The 12,400-nt window shown below is 63.5% G+C and carries 11 protein-coding genes; 4 read left to right on the forward strand and 7 right to left on the reverse strand.

Annotation, left to right across the window (positions count from 1 at the left end; all coding sequences use genetic code 11):
* Window positions 1-731: polysaccharide lyase family 7 protein (locus Q0D45_RS16860; protein WP_293395393.1), on the forward strand; the 731-nt coding region annotated here is incomplete at its 5' end.
* 122 nt (window positions 732-853) lie between these two features.
* Here the strand turns inward: Q0D45_RS16860 and Q0D45_RS16865 are convergent.
* The 4 genes from Q0D45_RS16865 to Q0D45_RS16880 all read right to left on the reverse strand — a co-directional run bounded on the left by Q0D45_RS16865 (window position 854) and on the right by Q0D45_RS16880 (window position 6,785).
* Window positions 854-2,953, reverse strand: coding sequence for a S9 family peptidase (locus Q0D45_RS16865; protein WP_293395396.1), 2,100 nt, complete (start codon window positions 2,951-2,953; stop codon window positions 854-856).
* A gap of 13 nt (window positions 2,954-2,966) precedes the next feature.
* Complete coding sequence (locus tag Q0D45_RS16870; RefSeq protein ID WP_293395399.1) at window positions 2,967-4,925, reverse strand: OPT family oligopeptide transporter; 1,959 nt, start codon at window positions 4,923-4,925, stop codon at window positions 2,967-2,969.
* A gap of 128 nt (window positions 4,926-5,053) precedes the next feature.
* Window positions 5,054-6,409 (reverse strand): TolC family outer membrane protein, encoded by a 1,356-nt coding sequence (locus tag Q0D45_RS16875; protein WP_293395402.1) that lies wholly within the window; start codon window positions 6,407-6,409, stop codon window positions 5,054-5,056.
* Window positions 6,410-6,470: 61 nt separating this feature from the next.
* Window positions 6,471-6,785 (reverse strand): rhodanese-like domain-containing protein, encoded by a 315-nt coding sequence (locus Q0D45_RS16880; RefSeq protein ID WP_293395405.1) that lies wholly within the window; start codon window positions 6,783-6,785, stop codon window positions 6,471-6,473.
* 279 nt (window positions 6,786-7,064) lie between these two features.
* On the opposite strand from Q0D45_RS16880, the gene Q0D45_RS16885 reads away from it, so the two are divergent.
* Window positions 7,065-7,535 (forward strand): Mpo1-like protein, encoded by a 471-nt coding sequence (locus tag Q0D45_RS16885; RefSeq protein WP_293395408.1) that lies wholly within the window; start codon window positions 7,065-7,067, stop codon window positions 7,533-7,535.
* Between the two features lie 179 nt (window positions 7,536-7,714).
* Entirely contained in the window at window positions 7,715-8,335 is a 621-nt protein-coding gene (locus Q0D45_RS16890) for a DUF1134 domain-containing protein (protein WP_156891478.1), read from the forward strand.
* A 50-nt stretch (window positions 8,336-8,385) separates the two neighbouring features.
* Here the strand turns inward: Q0D45_RS16890 and Q0D45_RS16895 are convergent, their stop codons facing one another.
* Together Q0D45_RS16895 and Q0D45_RS16900 are read right to left on the reverse strand one after the other, a co-directional pair.
* On the reverse strand, window positions 8,386-9,552 hold the full coding sequence (locus tag Q0D45_RS16895; RefSeq protein WP_293395413.1) for an aminotransferase class V-fold PLP-dependent enzyme: 1,167 nt from the start codon (window positions 9,550-9,552) through the stop codon (window positions 8,386-8,388).
* An 18-nt stretch (window positions 9,553-9,570) separates the two neighbouring features.
* Window positions 9,571-10,017, reverse strand: coding sequence for a GNAT family N-acetyltransferase (locus Q0D45_RS16900; RefSeq protein WP_293395416.1), 447 nt, complete (start codon window positions 10,015-10,017; stop codon window positions 9,571-9,573).
* 212 nt (window positions 10,018-10,229) lie between these two features.
* Between Q0D45_RS16900 and Q0D45_RS16905 the strand changes: the two genes are divergently transcribed.
* Window positions 10,230-10,946 (forward strand): Bax inhibitor-1 family protein, encoded by a 717-nt coding sequence (locus tag Q0D45_RS16905; RefSeq protein WP_293395418.1) that lies wholly within the window; start codon window positions 10,230-10,232, stop codon window positions 10,944-10,946.
* Between the two features lie 63 nt (window positions 10,947-11,009).
* On the opposite strand, the gene Q0D45_RS16910 is transcribed toward Q0D45_RS16905, so the two are convergent.
* Window positions 11,010-12,230, reverse strand: a complete 1,221-nt coding sequence (locus Q0D45_RS16910) for a hypothetical protein (protein ID WP_293395421.1) — start codon at window positions 12,228-12,230, stop codon at window positions 11,010-11,012.
* Between the last annotated feature and the right edge of the window lie 170 nt (window positions 12,231-12,400).

Below are 12,400 nucleotides of genomic sequence, written 5' to 3' on the forward strand. Positions count from 1 at the left end.
GTGCGAGCACCAGCGCGGCGAACCGGGTATCAACCGCCCCCAAGATGATGATCGACCTGTCGCACTTCAAGTTGACCCTGCCGGTCGACAAGAACGGCAGAGCTTCCGGAAAGGCTGATGAAGTCGACAACAGCAAGCTCAACGGCTCGCCGGGTTACTCGTCGGAATATTTCTATTCCGACAGTTCCGGTGCAGTGTCATTTCACTCCCCGGCAAACGGCGCGACGACCAGCCCGGGCTCCGGTGGCGACCACACCCGTTCGGAACTGCGCGAGCTTTATCGCGTGTCGGGCCCGACCGAGTGGACCAACGCCATCGGCGGCACCATGAACGCCAGTTGCCGGGTCGACAAGGTCGCCAAGAAATCCAGCAAGGCGATCATCGGCCAGATCCATGGTCTGGATTCGATCTTCGTGCTGGTCTACTACGACATCGACAAGAAGACGGTCGAAGCCAAGTTCTATACCAAGCCCAAAAGCGACGCGGCGACGGCATTCGTGCTGGCCAGCAACGTCAAGATCGGCGATCGCATCGACTACCAGATCCAGTGGATCGGCTCGACTGCGTCAGTCACGGTCAATGGCAACACCGTCAACCGCGTACCTGCCGCTTCGTGGAACAAGGTGCCGGTGTACTTCAAGGCGGGGGCCTACAGTTCCGCGTCGAACAAGGGGAATAGGGTAGGGGATGCCACGGATGTGGCTTTTTATAGTTTGCAGTTACAGCACTGATGGATTGTGGCTGCGCCGACGTTCGCCAACAAAAAGCTGGATAGGTCGGGGTTGAGCGAAATCAATTCGGAAATCGGTAAGGCGGGATAACAGCTTCATCGCAATCCCGCCTTGCGTGTGGATCACTCAGCCGCTGTCCACCGCTTGATCCAGGCCAGCACCGTGCTGTGCCACTGCACACTATTCTGCGGCTTCAACACCCAATGATTCTCGTCCGGGAAGTGCAGTAGCTGGCTCGGTATGCCGCGCCGCTGCAGCGCCGTGAAGGTCGCGATGCCCTGCTCGACGGGAATCCGGTAATCCTTGCCGCCCTGAACCACCAGCATTGGCACGGTCCATTTGGCGACGTGGTTCACCGGGTTGAACTGCTCGTAGTTCGCCGGCTTTTCGTACTGCGTGCCGAGGTTCTCCCATTCGTCGAACCAGAGTTCTTCGGTGGAATAGGCCATCGAGCGGTTGTCGAACACGCCGTCGTGGTTGACCAGGGCTTTCCACGGCGATGACCAGTTGCCGGCGATCCAGTTGACCATGTAGCCGCCGTAGCTGGCGCCGAGGGCAACGGCGCGATTGGCGTCGAGAAATTCGTACTTGGCGAGTGCGGCGGCATAGCCTTTCTGCAGGTCTTCCAGCGGGCGGTCGCCCCAGTGGCCGGAGATGGCGTCGGTGAACGCCTGGCCGTAGCCGGTGGAGCCGTGGAAATCGATGAACACTGCCGCGAAGCCGGCGCCGGCATAGGTCTGCGGATTCCAGCGGTAGTGGAAGTCGTTGCTCATGCTGCCTTGCGGGCCGCCGTGGATGATGAAGGCGATCGGGTACTTCTTGCCTTTCTCGTAGCCGACCGGCTTGACCACATAGCCGTACACGGTGTCGTCGTTCCAGCCCTTGAAACTGAACTGCTCGTAATCGCCGAAGCCCAGGCCGGCGAGTGTGGCGGCGTTGTGATCGGTGAGCGCCAGCGGTGCGCTGCCGGACAGCTTGATCTTGTACAGCTGGTTCGGGCTTTTCAGCGTGTTCATCGCGAAGATCAGCGAATCGCGAGCCAGTGCGAAGCCATCGACATGACCGTCGCCGGTCAGTGCCTTGACCTTGCCGCTGGCGATCTCGACCGAGAACAGCTTGTGGTTGCCCAGGTCGTCGGCTGCGGTGTAGAGCTTGCGGCCGTCCGGCGAGAACTGGAGGCTGCCGGCGGAGCGGTCCCACTTCGGCGCGATCTCGCGGGCCGGGCCGACTTTTCCATCCTTGCCGATATCGCGAACCATGATCGCAAGGCGATCGGCTTCGAAGCCCGGGCGCTTCATCGCGCAATAGGCCAGCAACTTGCCGTCCGGCGACACCACCGGACCGGTGTCCATCGCCAGGTTGTCGGCAGTCAGGTTTTCCGCCTTCGCGGAGCCATCGGCCGGCACGCGATACAGATCGAAGTTGGTGCTCCAGGATTCGCTGACGCCGGCGATGCGGGCGCCATAGATCACCGATTTGCCGTCCGGCGTGAAAGTGATTTCCTCATCGCCGCCGAAAGGCTTGCTCGGCACGTCGCCGTCGATGCCGGCGCTGAGCCAGGCCGGATTGCCGGTCACCGCACCTTGCGCGTCGAGTGCGTACGAGAACAGCTGGGCGCGGGTGCCGTCCTTCCAGGTGTCCCAGTGGCGGATGAACAGCTTCTCGTACAGCTCGCCGGTGTTCTTCTGAGCGGCGCGTTCGTCGAAGCGCTTTTTGGTTGCGGCGAGATCGGCACCAAGATCCGGGAAGCTGTCGACGCTGATGGCGATGCGATCCCCACTCGGCGCGAGCACGAAGGCGCTGACATCGAGCGGCAGTTCGGTGACGGGCTGCGCTTCGCCACCAGCGGCGAGATCGAGTTTCCAGACCTGCTGCGAGCCGCTGCGGGTCGACAGGAAATACAGCGCGCCGTCATTGGCCCAGCGTGGCGTGTGCGAGGAGCCGGTGCCGGCGGTCAGCTTGCGCGTGGTGCCGGATTCGAGATCGTGCAGCCAGATCGACTGAACGCCCTTGTTGGCCTCGTAATCGGTGGTCCGCAAGGTGTAGGCGATGCTGCGGCCGTCCGGCGAGACGCGGGGATCGGAGACTCGTTCGAGGCGCACTAGCGCGTCGGCATTGAACGGTGTGATGGCGGGTGCGGCGAGAGCGGTTGTCGTGGTCATCAGGGCGGTGAGGCTCAAGGTGGCGGCGAGCGCCAGACGAGAAATGTTGGGCTTGGACATGGCGGGTTCCGGATCAGGAATGGGGCGCGGGCGGATCGGGCCGGGTGGCCGCGCGAACCAGCAGCCAGGCGGTCACGGCGAGTACGACGAGGCCGACGAACTGGCCGAACTGGAACTGCGCCGGCAGCGCCAGGATGTCGCCCTTGCCGGACACCACGATCGGAATCGCGATCAGGATTCCCATCAGCGCTTCGCCGGTGATCAGGCCGGCTGAGAACAGCGTGCCGGGGCGATGGATGCGATCACGCGCCTCTTCGTCCCTGGCGTCGACCTTGTGGAAGCGCTCGACCAGATGGGCCAGCAGGCCGCCAAGAAAGATCGGCACCATCAGTTCCAGCGGCAGGTAGATGCCGATGGCGGCACCGAGCACCGGTACCCGGAAACTCGAACCGCGCGCTTTCAGGGTTTCGTCGAGCGCGACGATCACGGCACCGATCAGCGCGCCGATGGCGATGAAATTCCACGGCAGTTCGCCGCCGAACATGCCCTTGGCGACCGAGGCCATCAGGTTCGCCTGCGGCGCCGCGAGTGCATTCGGATGCTCCGGCGTCGGTGCGCCGATGCCGTAGGCCGCAGCGAGCAGGTTCAGCACCGGCGCCATCACCAGTGCACAGGAAAAAGCACCGATGCCGAGCATCAACTGCTGCTTCCAGGGCGTGGCGCCCACCAGATAACCGGCCTTCAGATCCTGCAGGTTGTCGCCGCCGACCGAGGCCGCACAGCAGACCACGGCGCCGATCATGATCGCGGCGACAGCGCCGATCGGTGAATCGCGGCCGAGCAGCAGGATCAGCACCAGCGAGGCGAACAGGATGGTCGCGATGGTGATGCCGGACACCGGGTTGTTCGAAGAACCGACGAGCCCGGCGAGGTAGCCGGACACCGACACGAACAGGAAGCCGGCGACGATCATGATCAGGGTCATCGGAATGCTGACCAGCCAGTCGTGGACGATCGCCTGGTAGAGCAACGCCAGCGGAATGGTGAACAGCACCAGCGCGATCAGCATCCACTTCATCGGCAGATCGCGATCGGTTTCGGCGATCACCGTGCCGGCGGTGTTCTTGCGGGCGGCAGCGAGGCCGCTTTTTATGCCGGAGGCCAGCGACTTGCGCAGAGAGAACAGCGTCCAGATGCCACCGGTCAGCATGGCGCCGACGCCGAGATAGCGGATCTTCGCCGACCAGATCGCATAACCCAGGTCTTCGGCGTTGGCGCCGGCGATCTTGGTGGCGAGCACCGGATCGGTATCGAGGAAGAACGCGTGGTAGATCGGAATCGCGAATTGCCAGCTGAGGATGCTGCCGCCGACCACGACGATGCCGACATTGAGGCCGACGATGTAGCCGACGCCGAGCAGCGCCGGCGACAGGTTGGCGCCCATGAACGCGAAGAACTTGCCGATGAAGGTGGCGCCGATCGCGGCATCGGGAATGATCTTCAGGCCGCTGGCGGCGGCGAGCTTGATGACCGCGCCGAGCGCGCCGGAGAAGGCCAGGGTCCGCACGCCGGGGCCGGGATTGTCGCCGGCCTTCAGCACTTCGGCAGCCGCCTTGCCTTCAGGGAAGGCCAGTGGTTCTTCGACGATCATCGTCCGCCGCAGCGGCACCGAGAACAGCACGCCGAGCAGGCCGCCGAGGCCGGCGATCGCCAGCACCCAGGAGTACCGGAAGTCCTGCCAGTAGCCGAGGATGATCAGCGCCGGAATCGTGAAGATCACGCCAGCGGCGATCGAGGAGCCGGCCGAGGCGCCGGTCTGGACGATGTTGTTTTCGAGGATGGTGCCGCCGCCCAGAACCCGCAGCACCGCCATCGAGACCACGGCGGCAGGAATGGCGGTGGCGATGGTCAGACCGGCGAACAGGCCGAGATAGGCATTCGCCGCGGCGAGGATCATCGCCAGGATCACCGACAGCACGACGGCACGAACCGTCAGCTGAGGCACGGCAGGAGGTGAGGCAGATGCGCTCATGGAGTTCTCTGGATAGGGCTTGACCAACGGCCGCATTCAAAGCTGCGGCCATCGGGAGGATGGCCGATTGTGACATGAGCAAATCCGGGTTCAGGGCTGGCTGCGCAAGCCGCCTGGAACCTTCGCCATCAAGGCGCCGGCTTGACCAGCAGCATCCGATCGATGTCGGCGAGATCGGTCTCGGTCAGCCGTCCGGCCTGCTGTTTCAGGGTCAGCACGCTGATCAGATAGTCGTAGCGGCTCTGATAGAAGGTGCGCTGGGCGATATACAGATTGCGCAGCGTGTTCAGCACGTCGACCTCGGTCCGAGTGCCGACCTGCAGGCCGACCTGACTCGATTCCAGCGCCGTCTGATTCGACTTCACCGCCTGCTGATTGGCGCGCACCGAAGCGATGCCCGAGATCACGCCCTGATAGGCGTCGCGGGTCTGGCGTTCGATCGAACGCTTCGAGCCTTCGAGCTGCGACTGGCTTTGATGGAAGGTGGCCGCCGCCTGGCGAACCTGCGACTGGGTCAGGCCGCCGCTGAAGATCGGCAGGCTGACATTGACGCCGACCGTGCCGCGATCGGCATTGGTCTGGAAATCCGACGAGTTGGTGTTCGAACCGTAGGTGCCGGTCAGATTGAGCGTCGGATAGTGCCGCGCGTAGGCGACGCCGACGGCCTTCTCGGCCACGGCGGTATTGAGTTCCGCGATCTGGACGGCGTAGTTCTGCTCGCGCGCGACCTTGAGCCAGTCATCGACGCTGACCGGGTCCGGGCTCGGCAGCGGAATTTCCTCGATCAGACCCTCGGCAGTTTCGGCATAGCCGTTGGTGATTTCGGCCAGCGCGCGCCGGGCGTTCGACTGGGTGCGCTCGGCGCCGATCAGCGTCGCCACGCTGGCGTCGTAGGCGGCCTGCGCTTCCTGCACATCGGTGATCGCGGCGAGGCCGACTTCGAAGCGCTTCTTCGCCTGCAGCAACTGGCGCTCGTTGGCATCGCGCTCGGCGGTGTTGGTGCGTACCGCATCGCCGGCTGCCAGCACATTGAAGTAGGCCTGGGCGACCCGCAGGATCAGCGCCTGCTGGGCATCGCGGAAGGTTGCTTCGGCAAGCGCGACCCGGGAATCGGATTGCTTCAGCAGCCGCCAGGCTTCGAAGCTCCAGATGGTCTGCGACAGCGACACCTGGTACTGATCGGCGCGGTTGAAATAGGCACTGGGCCGCACGTTCTGGGTGGGATCGGTCTGGATCGCATCACCGCCGGTATCGATCTTGGTGCGCTCCAGCGAGCGCCCGGCCTGGGCCGTCAACTGCGGCAGGAAGGCCGACAGCGCCTGCGGCTTCGCTTCCACCGAGGCATCGCGCTGGAATCGGGCCGCGGCCAGCGTGGTGTCCTGATCGAGTGCCTTGCGATAGGTTTCCAGCAGATCGTTCGCCGAGACGAGGCTTGGCGTCAGGAACAAGGACGCCAGCAGAGCGCGGGCAAGGGGACGGCGCATGAACATGAATCTTCCTGGGTTCGATGTGGGTCTTACGGGCGCGGGGCCATTTCAGCGAGATTCAATAACGGGGAATGCGGGTGTCGATGACACGCGACCAGACGTCGATGCCGCCTGTTAGATGCGATACATCGACAAAACCGTTGCGCTCCAGCAGACGCCCCGCCATCTCGCTGCGGACACCGTGATGGCATAAGACGGCGATCGGCGCCTCAGGGTTTAATTCGCTCATCCTTGCGCCGAGTTCGGCCAGTGGAATATTGACCGCGCCGGGCAAGGCGGCGATCTCGATTTCCTCAGGCAAGCGCACGTCGAGCAGCACGGCGTCAGCACGCGCGATCAGAGCCTGGAACTGTGCGGGGTCGAGATTGCGCATCGTGGTGACGGTGTCTATATGCTGTGAAGGCCGCAGCCTAGCATGCAGAAAAGCCTTCTCCGGGCTGAATTCCCGGGGTTTCCGTTCAGCTTTGCCTAGCTTTACGAAGTCTGTTTCGAAAGCGGTTCCCAGCTCATTACGCCTGCGAATAGATCAGCGCGATGCCGATCTGTTTCGCGGCCTGCTCGGAACGACAGGTTTACTATTCGTCGACCGGGCTGACCGCCCGCTGGCCGCATGTCCTGTGGCTATCCACGCTTTGATACCTGCGCCAACTCCATGAAATCGATCCACGTCTGGCTTGCCGAGTACAGCGACAGTCACCGCAACCCGGTCAACAAGCGCCTGCACTGGCTGTGTGTGCCGCCGATCGTGTTGACGGCGTTCGGCTTCCTGCGCGCCATTCCCGGTGGTGATGCGCTGATCAACGCGGCGACCTTGGCCGGCGTGCTGACCTTGGTCTACTACTCACTGCTGTCATGGCGGTTGATGCTGGGGCTGGTGCCGGTGATCGCCATCGTGCTGACGCTGGTTCAGATCAGCTACGCCGCGCTCGGCGGCTGGCATCTGCCGCTGATGGCAGGAATTTTCGTGCTGGCCTGGATCGGCCAGTTCATTGGCCATCGGGTGGAAGGCAAGAAGCCATCGTTCTTCAAGGACGTGCAGTTCCTGATGATCGGCCCGCTGTGGTTGCTGGCAGATGTCTATCGCCGTGCTGATCTGCCGCTGACTGCGCCGGATAGGCGCTGATTTGTCTGGTCGCTCGCGGCTCGCTCAGGCTGCGTTCAGGCACTCCGGCTATTCTGCTGGAGGTGCCTTGACCGCAGCCCTAGCAGCGCGAACGCTCGAGACCGTCTGCGGTCTGAGCGCTATGCCGGGTAGAACCAGAAGACGTTGGATAGAACCAGAAGAAAAGGTGATGAACCATGATGCTTCGTAAACTTGCGCTGCTGGCCTGTTCCTTTGCACTGACCCTGGGGCTTGCCACGCCCGCGAGCCTGCAGGCTGAAGAGCCGCCTGCGGAACCGGCGATCGAGCAGGGCAGTGCCGGCGGTGACGTGCCGCAGGAAACTTTTTCCGAAGAAGAAACTGTGGCGGCGGCCGAGAAGTTCTTCGGCGGCACCACCAGCGGTCTCGCCAAGGCAATCGAGAAAGCGTTTTCGGAGCTGGGTCGCCCGGTGGCTTACATCATCGGCAGCGAAGGCTCCGGCGCGTTCGTCGTCGGCCTGCGTTATGGCGAAGGCAATCTGGTCTACAAGGGCGGCGGCTCGACCAAGGTCTACTGGCAGGGCCCGTCCGTGGGCTGGGACATCGGCGGCAACGCTTCGAAGGTGTTCACGCTGGTCTACAACCTGCACTGGACCAAGGATCTCTACCAGCGCTTTCCTGGCGTCGACGGCAGCCTCTATGTAGTCGCCGGCATCGGCTTGAACTATCAGCGCGCTGGCGACATCACCCTGGCGCCGATCCGTACTGGCGTTGGCCTGCGCGCCGGTGCCAACATCGGTTATCTCGCCTACACCCGCGAGAAGCGCCTCAACCCGTTCTGAGTCTGGAACTGCGCTGAGACCAACGGCCGCCTTCGGGCGGCCGTTGTCGTTCAGGCGAGCGTGATCGCGATGCGCCGGAGCAGTTCGGCGATGTCGCTTTCGTCGTGATAGACGCCGAAGCCGATCCGCAGTCGATCGTCGCGGTAATCGCAGATCACCTCGGCTGATTTCAGCTGTGCCTGCAGGGCGCCGGCCTGCGCCGTGCGGAAGCACAGGAAATTGCCGCGCGGCTGGCTACGAGCCGGAATCAGCAGCTTGCTGTTCAACAGCGGCAGCGACAGCTTGTCGAGGCCATCGAGAAACTGGTCCTGCAAGGCGGCGACTCTGGCGTGGATGCGGGCCGGCGTCAGCTTCTGCGCATGCAGCCAGTCCATCACCGCATTGAGCCGGTACAGCGCGGTGGGATCGTAAGTGGCGCCCATCATCCGCAGGCCGCCATCGGCATAGCCGACCTGCGCAGGGCCGGTCGACAACTGCGCGAAGCCGGCGAACCAGCCGGTATCGACCGGGCGCAGTGCGAAGCCCGGCGGGCAGTGCATGAAGCTGTTGCCTTCGCCGGACATCGCGTACTTGTAGCCGCCGCTGAGATAGAACGCGCGATGAGCGGTCGTCGACAGATCGGTGTGCACGGCCATGTAGCCGTGATAGCCATCGATGATCACCAGGGTTTCCGGATCACGGACCGCGCTGACGATCGGTGCCAGCTCGTGCACCAGCCAGCCGCTGTTGTAGAAGCACTGGCTGAAGTAGACGAGGTCGTGCCCGCCGCGGGCGGCGGCCTGCGCGAAGCGTTCGGCGAAGCTCGCGAATGGCTCCACCGGTACCCGCTCGATCACCGCCTTGCCGGCTTCATCAAAGCGCTGCATCTGTCGGTTGAAGCTGTGGAACTCGCCATCGGTAGTCAGTACCCGGATCGGCTGGTGTTCGATCGACGAGATCGCTCGCATGAACAATTCATGCGTGTTGCCGGCGAAGCAGATCGTCGATGGATCCGGCAGATGCAGGATCGTCGCGACATGCGCCTGCGCTGCTGGAATCACCGTGTTGAACACGCGCTGCCACTTGTCGTCGATCAGCTCGGCAGCATCGAGCCAGGCTTGGGCCTGGGCATCGAAGCTGACATCGGGCCAGGGATGATGGCTATGGGCGGCAACGTGCAGGCGTGAAGGCCTCGCGGTCAGGAATCGCGAGAAATGCAGCTTCCAGGAATGGTTCATTGATAGTGTCAACAGACCCTAGCCATCTAGCGTTTTCACGAAATGGAACGAGGTGATCTGCAGGCCCTCGCGGAAATAGAACTTGTGCGCTTTCAGGCGCGGCGTGCCGGAGTCCAGAGTCAGCTGGGTGCAGCCGACATCACGCGCCTTCGCTTCGCACCAGGCGAGCAGGGCCTTGCCGACACCGGCCGAGCGGTGGCCGGCATCGGTGACCAGGTCATCGATGTACAACTCGCTGCGCGAGAAGGTCTTTTCGAGAATGCGCCAGACCGTCAGGCCAACTACGAAGCGCCCTTCGACGGCGACCAGCATCTGCGCGCCGCCGGCAAACACGCGCTGCATCTGGCCGAGGTAGTCCGGCATCAGCTGCGGCCGCAGCTGGCGATGTACCGCCTCGGCCTGCTGCAGCCATTCGCCGGCGACGATGCGGCCTGCGGAATCGGTGATCTCGATGATCTGCGTCATGGGCCGGGCTCGCGACAGTGGGCTTGGCAGCGTGTCGGGCAGTCTGGGGGCATGTCGGGATAGGCTGCAAATCCCTCGCCGCGGTGCGAGATCGCCGGCACCATCAGCGTCGCCGTCTGGCTGCTGGATGGGAACTCTCGGCTGCTATGATCGGTCCACGTTGGCGTGGCTTGAGTGCCAATTTACCTTTTGTTTACAAGGAGCAAGACCTGATGAGTACGCCCAATCCATTCCGCAGTGTTCCGGTAGCCGGAAGTACTGCGTCACGCGGTGGCAGCAGCGCGCTGAGCACCAATTCGGTGCTGCGCAATACCTATCTGCTGCTGTCCGCGACGCTGTTGTTCTCGGCGCTGATGGCCGGCGTCTCGATGGCGATGGGCGCGCCGCGCGGTGCCGGCATGGTCTGCTCGCTGGTCTCGCTTGGCCTCCTGTGGTTCGTGGTGCCGCGCACCGCGAACTCGGCGAACGGCATCTGGGTGGTGTTTGCGGTCACCGGCCTGCTCGGCTTCGGCCTTGGCCCGGTGCTCAACAGCTACATCGGCCGTTTCGCCAATGGCTCGCAGATCGTCATGATGGCCTTCGGCCTGACCGGTTCGATCTTCGTCGGCCTGTCCGCCTACGCGGTGAAGTCCGGCCGTGATTTCAGCTTCATGCGCGGCTTCGTCTACGGTGGTGTGATGCTGGCCTTCGTGATGTCGATCGGCCTGCTGGTGGCATCGATGTTCGGCTACTACTTCCAGCCGCTGGCGCTGGCCATCTCGGCGATGTTCGCGCTCTTGATGTGCGGCATGATCCTGTCGCAGACCTCGGACATCATCCACGGTGTGGAGACCAACTACATCCTGGCGACGATCAGCTTGTATCTGGCGATCTATAACCTGTTCGTCAGCCTGCTGCAGTTGCTCGGCTTCGCTGCCGGCGACGATTGATTCGCAGCGCTGCAATGAAAAACCCCGCGTTGATCGCGGGGTTTTTCTTGTCCGGCCGAAACCTTACCGGCCAGCGGTATAGCGAAGCAGATCGAAGCCCTGAATGGTGGCGTCCATGCCATCCAGCGCCGGGCCGAACACGCCGATGTTCAATGCCGTATCCGGTAGCAGGCTGGCGTCGTCGCCCGGCCAGTTGTGGCCGTTGTTGATAGCTTGGGCCAGCACCACCTTGCGGCCGCTCGCGCAGTTGGCCGCGTAACTGAACTGGATCGTCGAGCCGCTGGAGGTCAGCGTCGCCCTCTGATCAGTACCGGTGCACTGGTCGTAGGTTTTGAAGTCCGCGTAGTTCTGGGGAACGCTGCGGGTCAAGCCGAGCAGACCGTTGTACGGCACCACAAAATCGGAAGTGCCATGGACGATCACCAGGCCCACTGGCCGGTTGGGTCGGCAAATCGCTGCGGCTTCGGCAGTCTGGGTGCCGGCAACCGCGAGCACGGCTTCGACCTGATCGGCTCGACCACAGGCATAGAAGTAGGCCATCGGCGTGCCGTTCGACAAGCCCGAGACATAGAGCGGCGCAGCGCTGGCGCTGAACCGATTTCGGGCATCCGCCACCACGCCGTCCAGCAGCTGCAGATTGTTCTCGACGGCCTGGTTGACCATCGTCGGCCAGCGCGACAGCAATCCGGTGTTCGGCGACGGAAGCCCAGCGATCGGCAGCGTGATCAGGCCGCCATCACCGGGTGCCTGCGGGATCAGCACCAGGACGTTGCGCGCCTTGGCCAGCTCGCTCATCCGGATCAGGTTCGCGTAGTAGCTGGTGTTGGCGTTCAGATAGTGCAGCGCCATGTAGATGGCCGACGGCGTGCCGCCTGCTGCCGGTCTGATCGCGAGGTACTGCGTGGTGAAGCCGCCGCCCGCCGCACTGTGCGTGCTGACCTCGACGCCGTCGCAGGGAATGACCGAGGTGCGGCTGGTCAGAAGATCCAGACCCGAGACCAGCGGGCAGAATTTCGCGCGGTTCAATGCGGGATCGCAGTTCTCGCCCGCTGCTACGCGAGCGGGGGTGAAATCGTTCTGGCACGACGTGGGGCTCGGAGCGCCGCCGCCGGTGCTGGTTCCACCACTGGTGCCACCGCCGCTGGTGCCGCCACCGGTCGTTCCGCCGGTGGTGGTGCCAGTCGTGCCGCCGGTCGTGCCGCCACCTCCTCCGTCATCGGTGCCACCGCCGCCGCAGGCGGCAAGTACCAACGCTAAAGCCGCCGACAGGACCAGACGGTTCACGGTTGTCAAAGGTATTGCCCTCAAGTGGTTAGCAGCGAATGGAGGCGGCAGTTTAGCGGCTCGGTCTGCCACTTGTTACAAGCGTACAACAGCCGTCCGTCAGGCCAACAAGGCGTGGAATCAATCTCCGTAGAATGTGTTGGGCGCGCCTCGTCGCGGCTCTGTTTCCT

This window comes from Nevskia sp. (assembly GCF_023266035.1).
Lineage (GTDB): Bacteria > Pseudomonadota > Gammaproteobacteria > Nevskiales > Nevskiaceae > Nevskia.